Raw genomic sequence first — 23,534 nt, forward strand, 5'->3', positions numbered from 1 at the left:
CTACCACTGGTAGCCCACGCCGACCGCCGCGCCCACCCTGCCGCGCGAATTGGCCGAGCCGGTGATCTTGGTCACCCACTTGCCGTTGTCAGAGATCTTCGACAGGCCGACGGCGATGGCGCTCTGCCCCTCGTAGTAGCCCACGCCCGCGGCCAGCATGCCCTTGCCCGGCATGTAGGCCTGCGGCATGCCGGCCATCGCCATCGCGCCGGCGGTGCCGGCGTCGGCGTCCTGGCGCGTGGCCGCGAGTTCGGAGCGCAAGGCGTTGACGTTCTGGTTGACCGTGCCGATGCCGGCGTTGAGCTGGTTCACGTTGACCGCATCGGTGCCGTTGACGCCCGGCGCCACGTTGGTGACGGCGGTGCCACCGGCGTTGATGCCGCCGGTGGTCATGCTCGGCCCGCCCTGGATGCTCACCCCGTTGTTCGTGATGCTGGTGTTGCCCACGGTCAGGCTGTTGAAGGTGGGGTTGTCGCTCACCGCGAAGGCCACGTTCGCCCCGTTCTGCGTGAGCACCATGTTGTTGCCCGCCGTGTAGGTGGCCACGCCGCCCGAGCCCACGTTGGCCACGCTGGTGCCCACCGCCACGCCCGTGCCCGTGGCCGCCGTGGTCACGTTGATGCCCGCGTTGGCCGTCACGCTCAGCGTCTCCAGCGCCTGGTTGGTGGCATAGAGCTGGCTGCCGTTGACCGCGTCCGTGCTGGTGGCGCTGAGCTGCCCGGCCGCCACGTTCTGGATCTGGCGCTCGGCCCCCGCGCTGCCCACGCTGACCACGCCCGTGGGGTTGCCCCCGGCGAAGGTGTAGTCCTGCCCGCGGATGGTGGTGCCGGAGGTGGGGGTGGCCGCGGTGGTGGTGCTGCCCGCGCCCAGGGCCACGCTGTTGGCGGTGGTGGCGCTGGCGTTGGCGCCCATGGCCACCGCGTTGCCCGCAGTGGCCGAGGCGTTGATGCCCGAGGCGATGGCCCCGGCCGCCGTGGCACCGTTGTTGGCGTAGTTGCCGTCCGCGCTGGTGCCGCCGTTGACGCTGTAGAAGTGCGAGCTGGCGTTGTTGACGATGGTGGTGATATTGCCGCTGATGGCGTTCACCTGGCTGGCCACCGAATACAGCTGGCTGCCGTTGACGGCGTCGGTGCTGTCCTTGCTGATCGCACCAGGCGCGACGTTGACGATCTGGCGCTCCGCGCCCGCTGCGCCCACGCTGACCACGCCCGTGGCGGTGCCGGCGAAGCCGCCGTAGGTGATGGCCGGGCCGGGCGAGTACTCGACCGTGCCGTCCGCCTTGAGCGTGGCGATCACGCCGGGGATCGTGGCGCTGCTCACCTGCGCGACGGCCTTGTCCGTACTGCCCGCGCCCAGCGCCACGCTGTAGCTGTGGCTCGCCGTGGCGCCCTGCCCGATGGCCACCGCATAGTCCACCGGGTTGGTGCCGTCGATCACCTTGGCCTCGTTACCCAGCGCCACGCTGCCCTTGGTGTAGTAGCCGGTCTGCGCCGACGAACCGATCGCCACGCCGCCGTCGACGGCGTTCATGCCGATCTGGTCCGCATGTGCATCGGAGCCGATCGCCACGCTGTACGCGTAGCTGGTCGCGCCGGTGCCCACCGACACGGCATTGATTTCGGCCGCGTGCGCGTTCACGCCCGCCGCCAGCGTATTGGTGCCGGTGGCACCCTTGTTGTCGTGGTTGCTGCCGGCGCCGGTCACAGTGGAGTTGACGCTGTAGTAGTGCATCTCGCCCGCCGCCGCAGCCTCCTGTACGGCCCTGAGCTGACTCACGTTGACCGCGTCGGTGGCGTCTGCGCCGGCCGCCACGTGGGTGATGCGACGCTCGCCGCCGGTGGTGCCCACACTCACCTCGCCCACCGGCACCAGGCCCGCCACCGTCGCGCCGCCCGGCGCATAGGCCGCCTTGGCCGCGAGGGCCGCCGCGTCCTGCGTGGCCTGCGCGCCGGCGCCGAGCGCGACACTGTTGACGGCTGTCGCCGCGGCGCCGTCGCCGAGCGCCACGGCGCGGTCGGCCACCTGGGTGTCGCTGCCGACGGCGACGGCCTCCTTGCCGTCGAACGCGATGCGGTCGCCCAGCAGCACGCTCTGGCTGGCGCCATCGAGCGACTGTTCGCTGCCGATGGCCAGCACGTTGCGCACGCCGGCCACGCTGTTGCCGGTGCCCGCGATGAAGGCGTTCTTCGCATCCGAGACCTGGTTCGAGGCGCCGGCGATGAACGTGTTCTCGATGCCCGACGCCTCGTTCCCGAAGCCCTGCACCGAGGACATCACGGCATCGCTCACCTTGCTGCGCATGCCCATCAGCAGCACGTTGTTGCCGTTGTCGAGCGTGTTGCCGGCGCCGATCACGCCGACCTGGCCGAGCTTGGTGCCGTTGTCGCGGATGAGGCTCGCGAGGCTGCCGGCATTGAGCGACTCGTGGATGCCGCTGACGTCGATCTGGTCGTCGTAGGAGTTGGTGACGGTGTTGCCGTAGCCGCTCACGAACACGCCGTTGCTGTCCTGCACGTTGTTGGCGGAACCGGCCACGGTGACGGCGACGCCGCTGTAGACCTTGCTGTTGGTGGTGGTGTCGGTGGTGGAGGTGCCACGCGTGCCTACCGTGTTGTACGCGCCAAGGATGTTGGAGAAGGCACCCTGCGCCACGAACTGGCTTCCCAGCAGGCCGGTGGCGGTGATGTTCTGGTTGACCAGCAGATTGTTGCTGTTGCCGATCACGGTCGAGTACAGGCCCTGCGAGTTGGCGCTGTCGCCGATCAGCGTGCTGCCGCGCCGGAACGCACCGGTGTGGTTGCTGCGATTGCCGTTGACGCTGGAGGTGCCGATGTGGATGGCATCCACCCCCGCATAGGCGCTCTGGCCGATCGCCACGGAACCCTGCTGGTTGGCGTCGGCGCTGTGGCCGATGGCGACGCCGTAGGTGTTGGCGCTCGCATAGCGGCCGACGGCGATCGCGTTCGCCTGGGCGGTGCTGTCGCCGATGGCCACGCTGTCTGCCCCGGCGGCGGTGGCGCCCCAGCCCAGCGCGGTGGCACGCGCACCCTGCGCCCGCGCCGCGTTGGCCGCCGTCGACGCGCCGCCGACGGCAGTCGCATCGGCGGCCGATGCAGCGGCGTAGCCGCCCACAGCCACCGCATTGGCCGCGGCGGACGTGGTAGAGGCGTTCGCTCCTGCCGCGAGGGAGTTCGCGCCCTGCGCGCCATCGTTGTCGCGGTTGCTGCCGGCGCCGACGGCGGCGGACTTCACGCTGTAGTAGTGAACCTGGCCTGCCTCGACCGTGCCGGCCAGCGACTGCAGCTGGCTGACGTTGACCGCATCGCTCGGCGCACTGCCCGCCGCGACGTTGGTGATGCGCCGCTCGCTGCCGGCTGCGCCCACGCTCACCACGTTGCTGCCGGCGGCATTGGGCGCGCCCGCCACGATGCCGGTGCCCGGGTTGTAGGCGGCGCCCTTCGATGCGGACACCGTGCTGCCGTCGCCCAAGGCCACAGCGCCATCCAGGCCTGCAGCCACGGTCACGTCGTTGCCGAGAACGAAGGTCCTGCTGGCGTCGATCTTGTTGTTGTTGCCGATGGCGTAGCTGTCGTCGCCGGTGATGTAGGTCGGATCGCCGATGGCGCCCGAACGCGCGCCGCTGACCACGTTGCCGGTGCCGATGCTGATGCTGCGCTCGCCCGTGGCCTGGGCGCCCGTGCCGATGGCGATGGCGTCGGGCTTGCCCGCGGCGCCTGCCAGTGCGTTCTTGCCGATCGCGATGCTGCGGTCCGCATCGGTGATGGCCAGGTCGCCGATGGCCACGGCGTCGTTGAGGGCCGGCAGGGTGAACGGCGGATCGTCGGGGATGTCGTTGCCGTGGCGGTCGAGGACCTTGCCCGTCGCCCAGTCGAGCTGGATCCCGGTGCCCGCCGCACGCCCGATGGCCACGTTGTTGCTGCCCTGGATCCCAACGCCGGCGCTCGTGCCCGCGGCGATGTTGTTGTTGCCGCTCACCAGGCTGGCCGCGGCGCTGCCGGCGGCGACGTTGTTGTTCCCTTGCAGGAAGGCCCCTGACCAGCTGCCAAGGCTGGCGTTGTCGTTGCCGGTCACGCCGCTGCCCGCCGTGTAGCCCATGGCGGTGTTGTTGTTGCCCGAGAAGACCGTGCCGGCCAGGTTCCCGACGGCGGTGTTGGCATTGCCCCGGACACCGATGCCCGCGCCGTAGCCGACGGCCGTGTTGGCGTCACCCTGCGTGCCCATGCCCGCGGAGCCGCCGAAGGCCGCGTTCTGGTCGCCGGTGACGTTCGTGCCGCTCGAATAGCCCGAGGCGGTGTTGGCATTGCCGGTGACGAGGCTGCCGGCGCCGTTGCCGAAGGCGGCGTTGTTGCTGCCCTTCACGTTCGTGCCGGCCGCCATGCCCACGGCCGTGTTGAACTGCCCCTCGGAGAACTGGCCGGCCTGGTGGCCGAGATGGACGCTCTGCTCGGCCGTGGAGCCGACACCCGCCACGTCGCCGATGGCGATCGTGCCGCGGCCTGCTGCCTGTGCGTTGGTGCCCATCGCGATCGAGTACTTGCCGCCGGCGGAGGCATAGGCACCGATCGCGATGGCGTACTCGCCTGCGGCAGAAGTGTCCATCGAGCCGATCGCGATGGCATGGGCGCCCAGGTTCTCTGAGACCCAGGTGGAGAGGGCGGCTGTGTCCGGATATCCGTTCGCCGCGCCCGGCAACCCGCTGACGGTGGCGAAGCCGCCGTTGCCGTTGGGCACCTGGCAGGTCCAGGTCGATGCTGACGTGGACGGCCGATCCGGCGTGGTGCAGACGGCGCCGCCGGCGTTGTCGATCTTGGCCGGGCCGATGGCCGTGTCCGCCCATGCCGCGCCCACGGGGACCGCCATCGACAGCACCGCCGCAGCCGCTGCGATGGCCGTGCGCGCGGTGCTGCGCTTGCCGTTCGTCCGAGTGGTTTCCGCAGCCGCCACCCAAGCGCCGAGGGCGTCGTTCCAGAGGCTTCGATAGCAGTGATTCATGGTTTGCCTTGTGGGGAGGCGCTGCATGGCGCCAGGCGGCAAACTGTATGTAATACGTACTAATTTTCTGCGTGATGAAATTCACCGCTCGCTGATCGACGTCGTGCGATCAGCTCTTTATCGATGCATTTGTGACAAATTGGATGCTGTTGACACAATGTCTTTGCACTTGCAAACAATGTTCGCAAATACCCCGAATTAATGAAAAAGCATGTGCGGAAGTTCTCGGTTACAAAGGTTGGGTGAGTGTTATCACTCGCAGCCTTGCCTAGACTGCCTGTCTCACAAGAAGCGACAGGGAGTCACAGTAATGCGAATCGCCGCCCTCGACGACGAGCCGAGCCAGCTGGAGCTGATCCGGCACACGATGGAAAGCATTGGCCACGAGTGCCATGGCTTCGAGGATGCAAAGTCCCTCCTCAGGGCACTGCGCCAACAGACCTTCGACCTGCTGATCCTGGACTGGACACTGCCGGACGTGATGGGCCCGGACGTCGTGCGCGCCATCCGCGGCGAGATGCTCAGCCGGCTGCCGATCCTGTTCGTGACCAACCGCCGCGAGGAGGCGGACATGGTCCGGGGCCTGGAAGCCGGTGCCGACGACTTCATGGTCAAGCCCATCCGCACGGGCGAGCTGGCGGCGCGCACGCAGGCGCTGCTGCGGCGCGCCTACCCGCACCAGCACGAGCCGGAGATCGTCTTCGGGCCCTATCACTTCTCTCCGCAGCTGCGCACGCTGCAGGTCAATGGCGAGCCGCTGGAACTCAAGCACCGCGAGTACGAGCTGGCGCTGTTCCTGTTCCAGAACATGGGGCGTCTGCTCTCGCGCGAGCACCTGCGCGAGGCGGTCTGGGGCCAGGGGCCGGAGGCCTCGTCGCGCTCGCTGGACACGCACATCTCGCGCCTGCGCGCCAAGCTCGACCTGCGGCCGCACAACGGCTTTCTCCTGTCTGCGATCTACGGCCTGGGCTACCGGCTGGAGGCGATCGACGCCGACACGCTGATGTCCTCGCGCCCCGCGCCGCTCGGCTCGCCGACATGACGACCGGCCGCGCACAGGCCGCCCAGGCGGTGCTGTGCCTGCTGCTGGCGCTGGGTGCGACCGGTGTGCAAGGCGCCGAAGGCTATGTGGAGCACCGGGTCGAGGCCGGCGACACGCTGCCCTCCATCGCGCAGCGCTACCTGCGCCAGCCGGAGCGGTGGCGCGTGCTGCAGCGGCCCAACGGCGTGAAGGACCCGCAGGCGCTGCCGGCGGGCAGCACGGTGCGCATCCCGGCCCGGCTGCTCAGGCCGGGGGCGGTGGCCGCGCGGGTGGAGTTCGTGCGCGGCCAGGCGCTGGTCACGCCGGCCGGCGCGAAGGCGCCCGAGCCGGCGGCACCCGGCGCGCGGCTGGCCGAAGGCGCGCGCATCGAGGTGCCGCAGGACGGCTACCTGAGCCTGCGGCTGGCCGACGGCTCGGTGGTGCGCGTGCTGGCCGGCTCCGACGTCGAACTCAAGCGCCTGCGCCGGCGCAACGGCGCCACCAGCTTCGAGTCGGTGCTGGGCGTGCGGCGCGGCAAGGTCGAGTCCGAGGTCGCGCCGCAGCCGCGCGGGCGGGTGTTCGAGATCCAGGCGCCCGGCGCGGTGGCCAGCGTGCGCGGCACCCGCTTCGACGTCTCCGTGGGAGCCGACGGCCAGGTGGGCACGGCCGTGACCCGGGGCGAGGTGGCGCTGCGCGCCGCCAGGCCGGTGCGCAGGAACAGCCGGCGACTGACGCGCGTGGGCGCCGGCCAGGGCGCGGTGGTGCAGGCCAACGGGCAGCTCGGGACGCAACGCCCGCTGCCGGAGGCGCCCGACCTGTCCACCGCCGCCGACCGCTACGAGGACGCGGGCAGCCTGGCCGTGGACCTCGGCCCGGCCGCCCGTGGCGACTACGAGGTGCGGCTGGCGCGCGAGGCGGACTTCGCCGAGGTGCTGCGCGACGGCGTCGCGCGCGGCGGTCGGGTGCGCTTCGCTCCGGTGGAGGATGGCGTGTACGTCCTGGGCGTGCGCGCGCTGGACGCCGATGGCCTGGCCGGCCCCGAGAGCCGGCGCACGGTGCACGTGGATGCGCAGCCGGTGCCGCCGCTGTACCGCTTTCCGGCGCCGGGCGCACGCGTGGCGGCCGAGGACGCGCGGCTGCTGTGCTCGCCGGTGGCCGATGCGCAGTGGGTGCACCTGCAGGTGTCGCGCCGGGCGGACTTCGCCGCGCCGGAGATCGACGAGCCCCGGCTGGCGCACTGCGAGCTGGGGCTGTCGGCGCTGCCCGCGGGCGACTACCACTGGCGCGTGGCGTCGGTGCGGCGCGATGCGGACGGACGGCCCGACCAGGGGCCCTTTGCGCCCGCCGTGCCCTTCACCCTGGTGGACGTGGCCGCCCCGAGCGGCCTGCAATGGGTGGAGGACGGCGAGCGCCCGACGCTGCACTGGGCAGCGCAGCCGGGCCTGACCTACGAGGCCCAGCTCGCCGCCGACCCGGCATTCGGCCACATCCTGGCCAGCGCACAAGCCCTGGAGGCCCGCTGGGCGCTGCCTGCGCTGCCTCGCGGCGCCTACTTCGTGCGCCTGCGCGCCCGCGAGCCGGGCGGCGCCGCCGGCCCCTTCACGGCCGCACGGCGCGTGCACGTGGGCAGCATCGTGCGCAGCGGCAGCGGGGAAGCGCTGCGCAGCACCGACGGCGAGCCGGTGGCGCAGCCCTGAGCGGTCGACCGCCGAGCACGATGCCCCGCGCCCCCGAACCCCCGCTGCCCTACGACCCGACGGCCGAGCCGCCGGAGGGCTGGCTGCGCCGGCTGTGGCACCGGCGCGCGCCCTGGCTGCTGCTGGCCGGCGGGCTGCTGCTGGTGACGGCGGTGCTGACCCTGCTGCAGCCCTTCCCGCGGGTGGACCGGATGCTGCAGGACAACGCCCGCGCCGCCATGGGCCAGGGCCACGGCGGCGACGTGGTGATCGTCGCCATCGACGATGCCTCGCTCGCCGCGGTCGGCCGCTGGCCCTGGCGCCGCGCCCTGCACGCCGAGGTGCTGCGCCGCATCGCCGCCCAGTCGCCGCGCTGCATCGGCCTGGACCTGCTGCTGACCGAGCAGGACACGGCGCCGCCGCTGGACGACGAGGTGCTGGCCCACGCCATCCGCGACAGCGGCTGCGTGGTGCTGCCGATGGCGCTGCAGTCGGCCGGCGCCGCGGCGCAGCGGGAACTGGTGCCGCTGCCCGGGCTGGCCGATACGGCGGCCGGCATCGGCCACGCGCACATCTCGCTCGACCAGGACGGCGTGGCCCGCAGCGTGTACCTGAGCGAGGGCTTCGCCGGCCGGCCCTGGCAGCACTTCGCCAGCGTGCTGCACGAGGCGGGCGAAGCCTGGGCCCACGGCGGCGCGCTGCCCGCGCACCCGCGGCTGCCGGCCCCGCTCCCCGACGGACAGCCATGGGAGCGCAGCGGGCACCAGCTCATCGTCTTCACCCACGCCGACCAGCCCTTCACCACCGTGTCCTACGTCGACGTGCTGCGTGGCAACGTGCCACCGGCGATCTTCAAGGACCGCTATGTCCTGATCGGCGCCACCGCGCTGGGCCTGGGCGACGCCTACGCCACCTCGGCGCCGAGCGAGACCGGCCTGACCCCCGGCGTGGTGATCTTCGCCAACGTGCTGCAAGGGCTGCTGAGCGGGCACCGGGTGGTGGTCGCCTCGTCCTGGCAGGACCTCGCCTTCAACGTGCTGCCGCTGGCCGTGGCGCTGCTGGGCCTGCTGTGGCTGCCGCCGGCGGGCGTGCTGCTGCTCATCGGCTCGATGCTGGCACTGCGCCTGGGCCTGCACGTGGCGCGGCCCTGGGTGGGAGTGCAGTTCGCGCCGGCGGTGGGCTTCATGGCGCTGCTGCTGGTCTACCCGCTGTGGAGCCTCACGCGGCTGACGGCGGCGCTGCGCTTCCTGCACATCGGCACGCAGCAGCTCACCCGCGAATTCGAGGGCTTCCCCACGCCCGCGCCGCCGGCGCACGGCGGCGACTACCTGGAGCGGCAGATGGCCGCCACCGCCACGGCCGCGCTGCGGCTGCGCAACCTGCACCGCTTCGTGCGCGACGGCATCGACCACCTGCCCGACGCGACGCTGGTGCTCGACGACGAGGCGCGCGTGCTCATCGCCAACCTGTCGGCGCTGCGGCACTGGGGCGCCGAGAGCGAGGGCCTGGCCGGACGGGACGCCCACGAGCTGCTGGGCGACATCCGGCGGCGCAACGGCAGTGCGCCGATGCTGGCGCCAGGCCGGCTGCTGCACAGCCAGGAGCCGATCCTCGGCGAGGGCGAGGACGACCAGGGCCGCATCCTGCTGGTGCGCTGCGTCCCCTTCTACGACATCCGCAACGACCATGCCGGCTGGATGATCGCGCTGGTCAACATCACCAGCGTGCGCCGCGCCCAGAGCCAGCGCGACGAGGCGCTGCGCTTCATCTCGCACGACATCCGCGAGCCGATGGCCTCCATCCTCACCATCCTGGAGCTGGCACGCTCGCGGCCCGAGCAGTTCGACGGCGAGGCGGCGTATGCGCGCATCGAGCGCCACGCGCAGGCCGGGCTGGAGCTGGCGGACGGCTTCGTCAACGTGGCGCGCGCCGAGGTGCAGGCCTTCCATGCCGAGCCGCTGGACCTGGTGGCGCTGGTGCAGGAGGCGGCCGACGACTGCTGGGTCGCCGCGCGCAAGCGCAAGGTGCAGCTGGCGATCGGCCCCGTGCCTGCGGAAGCGCCTTTCGTCGGCGACCGCAGCCTGCTCGGGCGGGCCCTGGTCAACGTGCTGAGCAACGCCCTGAAGTACTCGCCGGAAGGCGGCCAGGTCCGCTGCGCGCTGGACACGCGCGGGCCGCACTGGGCGCTGTCGGTCCACGACCAGGGGCCGGGCATCCCGCCGGCGCTACAGTCCCAGTTGTTCCGGCCGTTCCATCGGCTGCACCGGGAGACGCATCCCCAGGTGCAGGGCGTGGGGCTGGGGCTGCTGCTGGTGCGCGCGGCCGTCCAGCGCCACGGCGGCTCGATCGAGATCGACAGCGCCGAGGGCGGCGGCTGCACCGTCACGCTGCTGCTGCCCCGGCCGAGCAGGACGCAGCTGGAAGCCTTCCCCATCGACCTGGAATGAACGACCGCATGAACACGCCCCTCGCCCCCCGATGCCTGCGCCGGCCATGGCGGACCACCGCCGCCGGCCTGGGCCTGTCGCTCGCCCTGGCCGCCACGGCAGCCCACGCGCAGGACGTCGATGCCACCGGCATCGTCCAGGGCGGCCTGGCGGCCGTCCAGTTGGTGGACCGGGGCAGCCTCGGCGAGCTGTGGGACGGCGCCTCGGACGGTGCCCGCAAGAAGGTGACGCGCAACGACTTCGCCCGGCAGGTGACGCAGGCGCGCCAGCCGCTCGGCGCGCCGCTGCAGCGCACCTGGGTGGCGATCAACCGGCACGCGCTGGCCAACGACGACGGCGACCTGGCGGGGCAGTACGTCAGCGTCGAGTACGAGACGCGCTTCGCCGGCAAACCCGAGCGCGCCGCGCGCGAGCTGGTGTCCTTCCATCTCGGGCGCGACGGCACCTGGCGCTTCTCCGGCTACGTGCTGCGCCAGCCATGAGCCGCCGCTGGAAGCCGAACGTCACCGCGGCCGCGCTGATCGAGCGCGACGGCCGCTTCCTGCTGGTGGAGGAGCACACCGACCGCGGCCTGAAGCTCAACACGCCGGCCGGCCACCTGGACCCGGGCGAGTCGCCGGCCGAGGGCTGCGCCCGCGAGGCGCTGGAAGAGACGGCGCACCACTTCACCCCCACCGCGCTGGTGGGCGTGTACATGGCGCGCTTCGAGCGCGGCACGCCCGGCGACGAGGGCGAGACCGACATCACCTACCTGCGCTTCGCCTTCGCCGGCGAGCTGGGCGCCTTCGAGCCCGGCCGCGCGCTGGACGAGGGCATCGTGCGCACGGTCTGGATGACGCCCGACGAGATCCGCGCCAGCGTCGAGCGCCACCGCAGCCCGCTGCTGCTGCGCTGCATGGAGGACCACCTGGCAGGCCAGCGCCATCCGCTGGACCTGTTCCACGTCGATCCGTCGGTCAGGTCGCCCGGGCGGGCGTAGCGGCCGCGATCACGCCGCCGCCCAGGCAGACCTCGCCGTCGTAGAGCACGGCGGACTGGCCCGGCGTCACCGCCCACTGCGGCTGCGGGAAGTCCAGGCGGAAGGCGTCGGCGCCCTCCACCGCCAGCGTGCCGGGCGCATCGGCCTGCCGGTAGCGCGTCTTGGTGCCGTAGCTGCCGGGCGCGGGCGGCGCGCCGGCCACCCAGCTCGCGTCGCCGGCCACCAGCGCGCGCGACAGCAGCCACGGGTGGTCGTGGCCCTGCACCACCCACAGCGTGTTCTTCTCCATGTCCTTGCGCGCCACGAACCACGGCGCGTGCTCGCCGCCGCCGCGCTGCGCCCCCTTCTCCTTCACGCCGCCGATGCCCAGCCCCTGGCGCTGGCCCAGCGTGTAGAACGACAGGCCGTGATGCTCGCCCAGCACGCGGCCGCGCTCGTCCTTGATCGGCCCCGGCGCCTTGCTGATGTAGCGGTTGAGGAACTCGCGGAAGGGCCGCTCGCCGATGAAGCAGATGCCGGTCGAGTCCTTCTTGGCCGCCACCGGCAGGCCGATCTCGGCGGCGATGCGGCGCACCTCGGTCTTGTGCAGCTCGCCCACCGGGAACAGCGCCTTCGACAGCTGCGCCTGGTTCAGGCGGTGCAGGAAATAGCTCTGGTCCTTGGCCGGATCGAGGCCCTTGAGCAGTTCATAGCGCACGCGGGCGCCATCACGCGCGGTCGCGCGTGATGTTCCATCCTGCCCGACGGGCTCGCCCGTGTCCGCTGCAACGCAGCGGACACGGGCGTAATGCCCGGTCGCGATCTTCTCCGCGCCCAGGCGCATCGCATGGTCGAGGAAGGCCTTGAACTTGATCTCGGCGTTGCACAGCACGTCCGGGTTGGGCGTGCGCCCTGCCTGGTACTCGCGCAGGAACTCGGCGAAGACGCGGTCCTTGTAGTCGGCCGCGAAGTTCACGTGCTCGATCTCGATGCCCAGCACGTCCGCCACGCTGGCGGCGTCGACGAAATCGATGTTCGACGAGCAGTACTCGCTGTCGTCGTCGTCCTCCCAGTTCTTCATGAAGATGCCGACGACCTCGTGCCCCTGCTGTTTCAGCAGGTGCGCGGTGACGGCGGAATCCACGCCGCCCGAGAGGCCGACGACGATGCGGTGACGGGTCATGGGGCCGGATTGTCCCAGTCCGCCGCCGCCTTCGCCGGTGCCGCTACTTCAACCAGCCGCGCTTGCGGAAATAGAGCATCGGGCCGACTGCGCTGGCGACCATCAGCGCCAGCACGTAGGGATAGCCGAAGCCCCATTCCAGCTCGGGCATGAACTTGAAGTTCATGCCGTAGATGCTGGCGATCAGCGTCGGCGGCAGGAGCGCCACGCTGGCCACCGAGAAGATCTTGATGATCTTGTTCTGGTTGATGTTGATGAAGCCGACCGTGGCGTCCATCAGGAAGTTGATCTTGTCGAACAGGAAGGCCGTGTGGTTGTCCAGCGATTCGATGTCGCGCAGGATCTGGCGCGCATCCTCGAACTGCTCGGCGTCGAGCATGCGCTGGCGCATCATGAAGCTCACGGCGCGGCGCGTGTCCATCATGTTGCGGCGGATGCGCCCGTTCAGGTCCTCCTGGTGCGCGATCAGGCCCAGCACCTCGCCGGCGGTCTCGTCGCTCACGTTGCCCTTGAGCACGCGGTTGCCGGCCTTCTCCAGCTCGTCGTAGATGCCTTCCAGCGTGTCGGCCGAATACTCCGCGTCGGCATCGAACAGCGCCAGCAGCACGTCCTTGGCGTTGTCGATCAGCCCCGGTGCGCGCCGCGCGCGCATGCGCAGCAGGCGGAACACGGGCACGTCCTCGTCGTGGATGGAGAACAGCACGCCGCGGCTCTTCAGCTCGGCGTTGTGCTGGTTCAGGATGAAGGCCACGCGCACGCTGCGCGGCTCGTCGGCGTCGGAGATCAGGAAGTCGCTGCGCACGTGCAGGTCGCCGTTGTCTTCCTCGTAGAAGCGGGCCGACTCCTCGATGTCCTCGTCGGTCACGTCCTCCGGGATCGACAGGCCGTAGTACTGCTTGACCCAGCGCTTCTCGTCGAGCGAGGGCGATTCGAGGTCCACCCAGATGGGCTGGAAACGCGAGAGTTCCTCCAGCGACTCGATCTCTTCCTGGACGAGCCGGCCGTTGGCGAGCGTGAAGATGTTGAGCATGGCGTGCTCCCCTGGTGTGTTCGGACGGTGAGGGCAAAAGACGGGGAAGAAGACGGGGCGCGCTCGCACGCCCTTGTTCCCATGGACCGGCCCTGCACCGCACCCAGCGCGCGGGAGACTAGAGGGGGGACGCCGAACGCTGCCGAGACGGGTCGCTATCCAAGGCGATTTCTCCTGTGTGGCAACGGGGCGCGATTATGGCACCGCAGCATGATGCGGCGCGCCCGCGCGCCGCGCGGCATCTGGATGGATGTCCAGTACATTCGGGGCATGTCCGCCCTGGCTTCCGACACCCCGACCGCCTCCGGCATCGCCGCCGCCGAGGCGCGGCTGGCCGAGGCCCTGGCCGGGCTCAACGACGCGCAGCGGGCGGCGGTGGAACACGGCCTCGCGTCGGACGACGGCGCCGGCGCGCCGCCGCTGCTGGTCATCGCCGGCGCCGGCTCGGGCAAGACCAGCACCCTGGCGCACCGCGTCGCGCACCTGATCGCCCGCGGGGCCGACCCGCAGCGCATCCTGCTGATCACCTTCTCGCGCCGCGCGGCGCAGGAAATGTCGCGCCGCGCCGGCCAGGTGGCCGCGCGTGTGCTGGGCCTGCACGCCGACGCCCTGCCGCACCTGCCCTGGGCCGGCACCTTCCACGGCATCGGCGCGCGGCTGCTGCGCGAATATGCGCCGCAGATCGGCCTGGACCCCCAATTCACCATCCACGACCGCGGCGATGCCGAGGACCTGATGGGCTGGGTGCGCAGTCGCCTGGGCCTGGCGGCGCGGGAGGGCCAGAAGCGCTTCCCGCTCAAGAGCACCTGCCTCTCGATCTACTCGCGCACCGTCAACACCTGCATGCCGCTGCCCGAGGTGCTGCGCCAGCACTTCCCCTGGTGCGCCGAATGGCACGACGAGCTGGAGCGCCTCTTCGGCGCCTACGTCGAGGCCAAGGCGCAGCAGAACGTGCTCGACTACGACGACCTGCTGCTGGCCTGGGCCGAGATGATGGGCGAGCCCGCGCTGGCCGCGCATGTCGGCGCGCGCTTCGACCACGTGCTGGTCGACGAGTACCAGGACACCAACCGCCTGCAGGCGCGCATCCTCCTGCGCCTGAAGCCCGATGGCCGCGGCGTGACGGCGGTGGGCGACGACGCGCAGTCGATCTATTCGTTCCGCGGCGCGACGGTGCGCAACATCCTGGACTTTCCCGGCCAGTTCGCGCAAGCGGCGCGCGTGGTCACGCTGGCGCGCAACTACCGCTCGACGCAGCCCATCCTCGACGCGGCCAACGCGGTGATGGCCCATGCCGGCGAAGGCCACGCCAAGCGGCTGTGGACCGAGCGGCCCTCGCTCGGCGCGCCGCAGCTCGTGCTGGTGGCGGACGAGGCCGCGCAGGCCACCTGGGTGGCCGACCGCGTGCTCGCCTGCCGCGAGAACGGCCTCAGGCTCAAGCAGCAGGCCGTGCTGTTCCGCACCAGCAGCCACAGCGCGGCGCTCGAACTGGAGCTGGCACGCCGCAACATCCCCTTCGTCAAGTACGGCGGCCTGAAATTCCTGGAGGCCTCGCACGTCAAGGATCTGCTGGCGCTGCTGCGCTTCGTCCAGAACCCCCGCGCGCGGCTGGCGGGCTTTCGCGTGGTGCAGCTCATCCCCGGCATCGGCCCGGCCACCGCCGCGAAGCTGATGGACGCGATGGCGCTGGCGGCCGACCCCGACGCGGCGCTGCATGCCTTCGCGCCGCCGGCCGCCGCGCGCGATGAATGGCAGCGCCTGGCTGCCGCCTGGACCGCCCTGCGCGGCGGCGCGGCCGGCTGGCCCGCCGAGATGGCCGTGGCGCAGGACTGGTACCTGCCGCACCTGGAACGCCTGTTCGACGACGCCACGGTGCGCCGCGGCGACATCGAGCAGCTTGCGCAACTGGCCGCCGGCTACGCCTCGCGCGAGCGCTTCGTCACCGAACTCACGCTCGACCCGCCCGAGGCCACCAGCGACCGCCCCGGCCCGCCGCTGCTCGACGAGGACTTCCTCATCCTCTCCACCATCCACTCCGCCAAGGGCCAGGAATGGAACGCCGTCTACCTGCTCAACGCAGTCGACGGCTGCATGCCGGCCGACGTGGTGCAGGGCGCGCACGAGCTGGAGGAGGAGCGCCGCCTGCTCTACGTCGCCATGACCCGCGCGCGCGACCACCTGCACTTGGTGATGCCGCAGCGCTTCCACGTCACGCAGCAGACGCCGCGCGGCGATCGCCACCTGTACGCGGCGCGCACCCGCTTCATCCCTGAAACGGACCTGGGCCGCTACGAGCGCCTGACCTGGCCGCCGCCACCGCCGCAGCCCGCCTTTGTCCCACCGCCGCCTGCGGTCATCGACCTGCGCAGCCGCCTGCGCGCGGCCTGGCGCACCTAGGCTTTCTCCACGCCTGCCTTGCGGTACGCGCTATGGATTCAGGAGTTGTCTGCGGTTGCCGAACGCAACCGTTGACGGCCGGGATTGCATTTCCATGACACCGCGGGCATAGTGAATCCGACCCTCTCTTGCGACGACAACGACAACGACGACAAGCTTCTTTTCCCGCCGGCCACGCCTCCCGGCGCGGCCGATTTCCCAACCGTCAATTTCCAGGAGGTCATTCATGAATTTGACGATCAGCGGCCATCACCTCGACGTCACCCCGGCGCTTCGCAGCTACGTCACCACCAAGCTCGACCGGATCACGCGTCACTTCGACCAGGTGGTCGATGTCAAGGTGATCCTGACGGTGGAAAAGCAGAAGGAGAAGGAAAGGCGGCAACGCGCGGAATGCAACATCCACGTCAAGGGCAACGACCTGTTCGCCGAGAGCAGCCACGCTGATCTGTACGCCGCCGTGGACGAGCTGGTCGACAAGCTCGACCGTCAGGTGGTGCGGCACAAGGACCGCCTGCAGGACCACCACCACGTCGGCAGCAAGCGCACCATCCAGTAGGGCGTTCGTCCTCACCCGAGGGGAGACCCCCGGGCAAATCCTCTTGCCAAGCCGCCTCCGGGCGGCTTTGTGTCGTCTGGACTGCGGGTGCATAATCGCGCCCCGACCCACCATGAACCGCCTCGCGTCCATCCTGCCGCCCGCTCAAGTGCTCGTGAGCGTCGACGCCACCAGCAAGAAACGCGCTTTCGAGGAAGCGGGCCTGCTGTTCGAGAACCTGCACGGTCTCGGGCGCGCCCTCATCACCGACAGCCTGTTCGCCCGCGAGCGGCTCGGCTCCACCGGCCTCGGCCACGGCGTGGCCATCCCCCACGGCCGCATCAAGGGCCTGAAGGCGCCGATGGCGGCCGTCTTCCAGCTCGCGCAGCCGATCGGCTTCGACGCCCCGGACGAGCAGCCGGTGGTGCTGCTGATCTTCCTGCTGGTGCCCGAAGCCGCCACGCAGAAGCACCTGGAGATCCTGTCCGAGATCGCCGAGATGCTGAGCGACGCCGCCCTGCGCGAGCGCATCAAGGCCAGCACCGACGCGGCCGAACTGCACGGCCTGATCGCCGGCTGGCGTTCAGCCCAGTTGGCCGCCTGATTTCCCCACCCCCCGTCGCTGCTTGAAACCCACCGTCATCAGCGCGGACGCGATGTTCGAGGAGTTCCGCGGCTCCCTGCGCTGGGAGTGGCTGGCGGGGCTGGGCGCCTCGGAGCGGCAGTTCGACCCGGAGGTCATCAGCCAGGCCCAGTCGGCGGCGGACCTGGTCGGCTACCTCAACTACATCCACCCCTACCGCGTGCAGATCATGGGCGCGCGCGAGATCGCCTACCTCACGCGCGGCACGCAGGAGGACTGCATCCGCCGCATCGCCCGCATCGTCACGCTGGAGCCGCCGATGCTGGTGCTGGCCGACGGCCAGGCGGCGCCGGACGAGCTGCTGTCGATCTGCGAGCGGGCCCAGTTGCCGCTGTTCGCCACGCGCGAGGGCTCGGCCTTCGTCATCGACGTGCTGCGCGCCTACCTGTCCAAGCACTTTGCCGAGCGCACCTCGATGCACGGCGTGTTCATGGACATCCTGGGCATGGGCGTGATGATCACGGGCGAGTCGGGCCTGGGCAAGAGCGAACTGGGCCTGGAGCTGATCTCGCGCGGCAACGGCCTGGTGGCCGACGACGCGGTCGACCTGTTCCGCATCAACCAGACCACCATCGAGGGCCGCTGCCCCGACCTGCTGCAGAACCTGCTGGAGGTGCGCGGCATCGGCCTGCTGGACATCCGCGCCATCTTCGGCGAGACCGCCGTGCGCCGGAAGATGCGCCTGAAGCTGATCGTGCACCTGGTGCGGCGCGACTCCTTCGAGCGCGACTACGAGCGCATGCCGGCCGAGCCGCTGACACAGGACGTGCTGGGCGTGCCCATCCGCAAGGCGGTCATCCAGGTGGTGGCCGGCCGCAACATCGCGGTGCTGGTGGAGGCGGCGGTGCGCAACTCCATCCTGCAGCTGCGCGGCATCGACACCTATGCCGACTTCGTGGCCCGGCACCACCGAGCCATGGAAAAAGGCGGCGACTGACTCAGCGGCGGCTGGCGCAGTCGGCGCACAAGCCGTACAGCGACATGGCGTGGTCCTGCAGCACCCAGCCCTTGTCCTTGGCGATCATCTGCTGGCGGCGTTCGATCTCGGCGTCGTAGAACTCCTCGACCTTGCCGCAGGAGGTGCACACCAGGTGGTCGTGGTGCGTGCCCTCGTTCAGCTCGTAGACGGCCTTGCCGCTCTCGAAGTGGCTGCGCGAGAGGATGCCGGCCTGCTCGAACTGCGTGAGCACGCGGTACACCGTGGCCAGGCCGATGTCCGAGTGCTCGTTGAGCAGCACGCGGTACACGTCCTCGGCCGTCATGTGGCGCTGCGCGCCGGCCTGGAAGATCTCCAGGATCTTCAGGCGCGGAAGGGTGGCCTTGAGGCCGGTGCTCTTGAGATTGTCGATGTTGCTCATGGTCGTTCCCGGCGGCGGGCCGCGGCCAGGGCCCTCCGAGGGGGGCCGCTACAATCGCGCGATCATATCGCCACCCTTTTTCCCCATGCTTGGTACCCCAAGACGCCAGCTCGGCCGGCTCGTGCTGCCGGCCGCCGCCCTGCTCGCCGGGGTCGTCCTGGCCGGCTGCAGCAGCACCAGCGACCGCATGCGCAACGCACTGCACGCCATCACGCCCTACAAGGTCGAGGTGGTGCAGGGCAACGTCGTGACCAAGGAGCAGGTGCAGGCGCTGCGCAACGGCATGACGCGCCAGCAGGTGCGCGAAGTGCTGGGCACGCCGCTGCTGGCGGACATCTTCCACGCCAACCGCTGGGACTACGTCTTCACCATCCAGCGCCAGGGCGTGGAGGCGCAGCAGCGCCGCCTGACCGTGTTCTTCGAGGGCGACACGCTGGCCCGCTTCGAGGGCGACGAGATGCCCGCCGAGGAAGAGTTCGTCGCCACCATTGACACCCGCAAGAAGCCGGGCAAGGTGCCGCCGCTCGAAGCCAGCGAAGACCAGCTCAAGAAATACGACGCGCCGGCCGACGCCAAGGCCGCCGGCGGCGCATCCGGCACCAACGCCGCGGCGCCGCTGCCACCGTCCTACCCCCCGCTCGAATCGCGCTGAGGCGGCTTAGAAAGAGCCGCCCGGGGCCGCCGGCCCCGCACCGTCGTCCTTCGAGCGCATGCCTTCCGAGGATCTCCGCGTGAACGCTCCCGCTTCTTCCCCATCGCCGCGCCGCGTGGCCGTGGCCGGCGCCTCCGGCCGCATGGGCCGCATGCTGGTCGAGGCCGTGCTGGCCTCGGACGATCTGCAGCTCGCCGGCGCGCTGGATGTGCCCGGCAGCCCGGCGCTCGGCACCGATGCCGGCGCCTTCCTCGGCCGCAGCACCGGCGTGCGCATCACCGACGACCTGCGCGCGGGCCTCGGCAACGCCCAGGTGCTGATCGACTTCACCCGCCCCGAGGGCACGCTGGCGCACCTGGCCGCCTGCCGCGAACTGGGCGTGCAGATGGTGATCGGCACCACCGGGTTCTCCGACGCGCAGAAGGCGCAGATCGCGGAAAGTGCGAAGACCGCCGCCATCGTGATGGCACCCAACATGAGCGTGGGCGTGAACGTCACCTTCAAGCTGTTGGAGATGGCGGCCAAGGCGCTGGCCACCGGCTACGACATCGAGGTCATCGAGGCGCACCACCGCCACAAGGTGGACGCGCCCTCGGGCACGGCGCTGAAAATGGGCGAGGTGATCGCCGACGCGCTGGGCCGCGATTTGAAAGACTGCGCCGTGTACGCACGCGAGGGCGTCACCGGCGAGCGCGACCCGTCCACCATCGGCTTCGCCACCATCCGCGGCGGCGACATCGTGGGCGACCACACGGTGCTGTTCGCCGGCATCGGCGAGCGCATCGAGATCTCGCACAAATCCAGCAGCCGCGCCGGCTACGCCCAGGGCAGCCTGCGCGCGGCGCGCTTCCTGGCGGACCGGCCGACCGGCCTGTTCGACATGTTCGACGTACTGAAGCTGCGCTGAACGCGCCGGGCCGGATCGCCGCATGTCCGCGCTGGAACTGCTGACCCACGGCGACGCGTTCAGCCGCGGCGTGGCGGCGCTGCTGCTGGCGATGTCGGTCGCGAGCTGGGTGGCGATCCTCTGGAAGGCCTGGCTGCTGCGCGGCGGCACGCGCGACGTGCTGCGCAGCACGGCCGCCTTCTGGCAGGCCCGCACGCTGGACGACGCACGCCAGCGCGTGGCGTCCTTCGACCGCGCCGGCCTGGTCGGCCCCGCGGTCGCGGCGCTGGGCCAGGTGGCGGCCGATGCGCGAGAAACGCAAGGCACCCTCGCAGGCCAGGGTGCGCTGCCACAGCGCCTGACCCGCGCGCTGCGCGACGCCCTGCACGGCGCGCTGCGGCGCCTCTCGTCGGGGCAGATCCTGCTGGCCACGGTCGGCGCCACCGCGCCCTTCGTCGGCCTCCTGGGCACGGTATGGGGCATCCACCGCGCGCTGGCGACCATTGCCGTGCAGACCGGCGGCTTCACCATCGACAAGGTGGCCGGCCCGGTGGGCGAGGCGCTGGTGATGACGGCCTTCGGCCTGGCGGTGGCGATCCCCGCCGTGCTGGCCTACAACGTCTTCGGCCGCGTCATCGGCCGCATCGAGGCGGAGCTGGAAGGCTTCGCGCACGACCTGCTGGCGGTGTTCGCGCCCGAGGGCGCACCGCCGCCGCCCCCCGCGCGGCCGATGCCCGCGGCCACCGCCTGAACGCCATGGCCTTCGGCCGCAGCGCCCTCGGAAGCGCCGCCGCCTCGGGCGGCCGGGCGCTGGGCAGCGGCGGCCAGCGGCCGCTGTCGGACATCAACGTCACGCCGCTGGTCGACGTGATGCTGGTGCTGCTGGTGATCTTCATCATCACCGCGCCGCTGATGGCCAGCAGCATCAGGCTGGACCTGCCGCGCACCGATGCCGGCCAGCCGAGCGACACGCCGCGCTTCGTGAGCCTGGTGGTGAACGCGGCGGGCGAGGTCTTCCTGGACGAGCAGCGCATCGCCGGCAACGACGAGCTGGCGACGAAGCTGCGCGCCGCCGCCGAGCGCAGCCGCGACACCGAGGTGCAGCTGCGCGCCGACAGGACGGTGCCCTACGGCCAGGTGGTGGAGCTGATGGGCATCGCCAACCAGGCGGGGCTGGGCCGCATCGGCTTCGTCACCGAGGCGCCGCCGGCCGCCGGAGACACCGCGCCCCGCTGAAACGCACGCGCGCGATCCGTGGCACAGTGGGCCTTCCCGCTGTTCCCCACACCCCCCGTGAACACTGCAAGCCCTCCCCTGGCCGAAGCCGGCCGCTTCGGCAGCGGCCAGGCCGTGCGCCGCCTGGAAGACGACGCCCTGCTGGCCGGCCGCGGCCGCTACACCGACGACCTGCGCACGCACGACCAGGCCCACCTGGTCTTCCAGCGCTCGCCCTACCCGCATGCCCGCATCGTCTCCATCGACGCCGAGGCGGCGCGCGGCATGCCCGGCGTGCTCGCCGTCCACACCGGCGCCGACCTGGTGGCGGCCGGCGTGAAGCCCCTGCCCGGCGTGGCCGGCTTCAAGCGCCCCGACGGCGCGCCCGCCGCGACGGCCCCGCGCCGCGTGCTGGCCCACGAGCGCGTGCGCTTCGTCGGCGAGCCGGTGGTGGCGGTGGTCGCCGAGACGCTGCAGCAGGCGCGCGATGCCGCCGAGGCGGTGATGGTCGAGTACGAGGAGCTGCCGATGGTGGTGGCCCTCGCCGACGCGCTCGCGCAAGACGCGCCGGCGCTGTGCGAGGAGGCGCCCGACAACATCGCCGCCGAGCAGCACCACGGCGACGCGCAGGCCGCGGCAGCCGCCTTCGCACAGGCCGCGCACGTGGTGAAGCTGGCCGTCACCAACCAGCGCGTGGCCGCGGTGACGCTGGAGCCGCGCGCGGTGCTGGCCGACATCGACCCGCAGGACGGACGCCTGACGCTGCGCATGAGCACGCAGATGCCCTCGGGCGTGCGCAACACGCTGTGCGACGCGGTGCTGGGCATCCCGCGCGAGCAGGTGCGCGTGGTGGTCAACGACGTGGGCGGCGGCTTCGGCATGAAGACCGGCCTGTACCCGGAGGACGCGGCCGCCGCCTTCGCGGCACGCACGCTGCGCCGTCCCGTGAAGTGGATCGCCGACCGCAGCGAGGAATTCCTCGCCACCACGCACGGCCGCGACATCGAGGCGCAGGCCGAGCTGGCGCTGGCGGGCGACGGCCGCATCCTCGCGCTACGCGTGCGCACGCATGCCAACGTCGGCGCGTACGCCACCGGCACCGGCGTGGCGATCCAGTTGCTGATCGGCCCCTGGGTGCAGACCAGCGTGTACGACATCCCGCTCATCGACTTCCATTTCACCGCGGTGATGACGAACACCGCGCCCACCGGCGCCTACCGCGGTGCCGGCCGGCCCGAGGCCATCCACACCATGGAGCGGCTGATGGACGAGGCCGCGCGGCAGACCGGCATCGACCGCACCGAGCTGCGCCGGCGCAACTTCATCCGCCCCGAGCAGATGCCCTACACCAACCCGATGGGGCAGGTCTACGACACCGGCGCCTTCGAGCAGGTGATGGACCAGGGCCTCGCGCTGGCGGACTGGGGCGGCTTCGAGGCGCGCGCCGCGCAATCCGCCGCGCGCGGCCTGTGGCGCGGGCTGGGCATCGCCACCTTCCTCGAATGGACCGGCGGCAACGTGTTCGAGGAGCGCGTCACCGTCGAGATCAAGGCCCCCACGCTCCCCGCTTCGCGTGGTTCGCTGCCCCCCGAGGGGGCGCGCGCGCCTTGGGGCGGCCCGGCGCCGCGCGAAGCCGACGGCGTGATCGAGGTCTTCTCCGCCGTCAATGCGATGGGCCAGGGCATCGCCACCACGCTGGCGCAGCTGGTGGTCGATGCCTTCGGCGTGCCCATCGAGCGCGTGCGCGTGGTGCTGGGCGACACCGACCGCGGCGACGGCTTCGGCAGCGCGGGCTCGCGCTCGCTCTTCACCGGCGGCTCGGCCATGCGCATCGGCGCCGAGCGCACCATCGAGAAGGGCCGGGAACTGGCCGCACAGGAGCTGGAGGCCGCCGCCGCCGACATCGACTACGCGCAGGGCCGCTTCAGCGTGAAGGGCACGGACCTGGGCATCGGCCTGTTCGAACTGGCCGGCCGGCAGAGCGACCAGCGCATCTTCGTGGACTCCACCAGCAGCGTGAACGGTCCCACCTGGCCCAACGGATGCCACGTCTGCGAGGTGGAGCTGGACCCGCAGACCGGCGAGGTCGCGGTGGTGGCCTACGCCTCGGTCAACGACGTGGGCCGCGTGGTCAACCCGCTGATCGTGCGCGGGCAGCTCGACGGCGGCGCCGTGCAGGGCATCGGCCAGGCGCTGCTGGAGCAGGTGGTGTACGACCGCGAGACCGGCCAGCCCGTGACCGGCAGCCTGATGGACTACGCGCTGCCCAAGGCCGGCGAGATGCCCGCCTTCCGCACCGAGATGGACGAGTCCACGCCCTGCCGCAACAACCCGCTGGGCGTGAAGGGCGTGGGCGAGCTGGGCACCATCGGCGCCACGCCGGCGGTGGTCAACGCGGTGGCCGATGCGCTGGCGCGCCACGGCCGGGCCGACCTGTCGCCGAGGCTGCAGATGCCGCTCACGCCCTCGCGGCTGTGGCAGTGGCTGCACGGCGCGGGCGGCACCGCGCCGGCGTGA

Annotated in this window: 18 protein-coding genes; 14 read left to right on the top strand and 4 right to left on the bottom strand. The window is 71.4% G+C overall.

Annotation, left to right across the window (positions count from 1 at the left end; genetic code table 11):
* A complete protein-coding gene (locus Q392_RS34005) occupies positions 1-5,013 on the bottom strand; it encodes a YadA-like family protein (protein ID WP_038200347.1) in 5,013 nt (1,670 codons plus the stop codon).
* A 310-nt stretch (positions 5,014-5,323) separates the two neighbouring features.
* Here Q392_RS34005 and Q392_RS00765 point away from each other — a divergent pair, with 310 nt between their 5' ends.
* From Q392_RS00765 to Q392_RS00785, 5 genes are read left to right on the top strand one after another with little or no spacing between them, the layout of a single operon-like run.
* Entirely contained in the window at positions 5,324-6,055 is a 732-nt protein-coding gene (locus Q392_RS00765) for a response regulator transcription factor (RefSeq protein WP_038200348.1), read from the top strand.
* A complete protein-coding gene (locus tag Q392_RS00770; protein ID WP_051952603.1) occupies positions 6,052-7,731 on the top strand; it encodes a FecR family protein in 1,680 nt (559 codons plus the stop codon). The genes Q392_RS00765 and Q392_RS00770 overlap by 4 nt, the downstream gene beginning before the upstream one ends.
* A 20-nt stretch (positions 7,732-7,751) precedes the next feature.
* Positions 7,752-10,157, top strand: coding sequence for a CHASE2 domain-containing protein (locus Q392_RS00775; RefSeq protein ID WP_051952605.1), 2,406 nt, complete (start codon positions 7,752-7,754; stop codon positions 10,155-10,157).
* Between the two features lie 8 nt (positions 10,158-10,165).
* Positions 10,166-10,639 (top strand): DUF4019 domain-containing protein, encoded by a 474-nt coding sequence (locus Q392_RS00780; RefSeq protein ID WP_084216765.1) that lies wholly within the window; start codon positions 10,166-10,168, stop codon positions 10,637-10,639.
* Positions 10,636-11,136: an NUDIX hydrolase gene (locus Q392_RS00785; RefSeq protein ID WP_038200350.1), complete on the top strand. Its 501-nt coding sequence runs from the start codon at positions 10,636-10,638 to the stop codon at positions 11,134-11,136. Before Q392_RS00780 ends, Q392_RS00785 begins: the two co-directional genes overlap by 4 nt.
* Here the strand turns inward: Q392_RS00785 and mnmA are convergent.
* Both mnmA and corA read right to left on the bottom strand, forming a co-directional pair.
* Entirely contained in the window at positions 11,114-12,298 is a 1,185-nt protein-coding gene (mnmA, locus tag Q392_RS00790) for a tRNA 2-thiouridine(34) synthase MnmA (RefSeq protein WP_038200352.1), read from the bottom strand. The genes Q392_RS00785 and mnmA overlap by 23 nt on opposite strands.
* 43 nt (positions 12,299-12,341) lie before the next feature.
* Positions 12,342-13,328 (bottom strand): magnesium/cobalt transporter CorA, encoded by a 987-nt coding sequence (gene corA, locus Q392_RS00795; protein WP_038200353.1) that lies wholly within the window; start codon positions 13,326-13,328, stop codon positions 12,342-12,344.
* A gap of 270 nt (positions 13,329-13,598) precedes the next feature.
* Between corA and Q392_RS00800 the strand changes: the two genes are divergently transcribed.
* The 4 genes from Q392_RS00800 (at position 13,599) to hprK (ending at position 17,843) form a co-directional block, all read left to right on the top strand.
* Positions 13,599-15,725: an ATP-dependent helicase gene (locus tag Q392_RS00800; RefSeq protein WP_038200512.1), complete on the top strand. Its 2,127-nt coding sequence runs from the start codon at positions 13,599-13,601 to the stop codon at positions 15,723-15,725.
* A 226-nt stretch (positions 15,726-15,951) separates the two neighbouring features.
* Complete coding sequence (gene hpf / locus Q392_RS00805) at positions 15,952-16,284, top strand: ribosome hibernation-promoting factor, HPF/YfiA family (RefSeq protein ID WP_038200354.1); 333 nt, start codon at positions 15,952-15,954, stop codon at positions 16,282-16,284.
* A gap of 112 nt (positions 16,285-16,396) precedes the next feature.
* Positions 16,397-16,867 carry a PTS sugar transporter subunit IIA gene (locus Q392_RS00810; protein WP_038200355.1) on the top strand — a complete coding sequence of 157 codons (471 nt, stop codon included), beginning with the start codon at positions 16,397-16,399 and terminating at the stop codon, positions 16,865-16,867.
* A gap of 22 nt (positions 16,868-16,889) precedes the next feature.
* Positions 16,890-17,843, top strand: coding sequence for an HPr(Ser) kinase/phosphatase (gene hprK, locus Q392_RS00815; protein WP_038200356.1), 954 nt, complete (start codon positions 16,890-16,892; stop codon positions 17,841-17,843).
* Between the two features lies 1 nt (position 17,844).
* Here the strand turns inward: hprK and fur are convergent, their stop codons facing one another.
* On the bottom strand, positions 17,845-18,264 hold the full coding sequence (gene fur / locus Q392_RS00820) for a ferric iron uptake transcriptional regulator (protein WP_038200357.1): 420 nt from the start codon (positions 18,262-18,264) through the stop codon (positions 17,845-17,847).
* An 85-nt stretch (positions 18,265-18,349) separates the two neighbouring features.
* On the opposite strand from fur, the gene Q392_RS00825 reads away from it, so the two are divergent.
* From Q392_RS00825 to Q392_RS00845, 5 genes are read left to right on the top strand one after another with little or no spacing between them, the layout of a single operon-like run.
* Complete coding sequence (locus tag Q392_RS00825; RefSeq protein WP_051952607.1) at positions 18,350-18,916, top strand: outer membrane protein assembly factor BamE; 567 nt, start codon at positions 18,350-18,352, stop codon at positions 18,914-18,916.
* A 58-nt stretch (positions 18,917-18,974) separates the two neighbouring features.
* A complete protein-coding gene (dapB, locus tag Q392_RS00830) occupies positions 18,975-19,823 on the top strand; it encodes a 4-hydroxy-tetrahydrodipicolinate reductase (RefSeq protein ID WP_038200358.1) in 849 nt (282 codons plus the stop codon).
* Positions 19,824-19,845: 22 nt separating this feature from the next.
* Positions 19,846-20,553: a MotA/TolQ/ExbB proton channel family protein gene (locus Q392_RS00835; protein WP_038200359.1), complete on the top strand. Its 708-nt coding sequence runs from the start codon at positions 19,846-19,848 to the stop codon at positions 20,551-20,553.
* Positions 20,554-20,558: 5 nt separating this feature from the next.
* Positions 20,559-21,038, top strand: a complete 480-nt coding sequence (locus tag Q392_RS00840) for an ExbD/TolR family protein (RefSeq protein ID WP_038200360.1) — start codon at positions 20,559-20,561, stop codon at positions 21,036-21,038.
* Between the two features lie 57 nt (positions 21,039-21,095).
* The gene (locus tag Q392_RS00845; protein WP_084216739.1) at positions 21,096-23,534 is read left to right on the top strand and encodes a xanthine dehydrogenase family protein molybdopterin-binding subunit; all 2,439 of its coding nucleotides are present in this window, start codon (positions 21,096-21,098) and stop codon (positions 23,532-23,534) included.

The organism is Xenophilus azovorans DSM 13620, from assembly GCF_000745855.1.
Lineage (GTDB): Bacteria > Pseudomonadota > Gammaproteobacteria > Burkholderiales > Burkholderiaceae_C > Xenophilus > Xenophilus azovorans.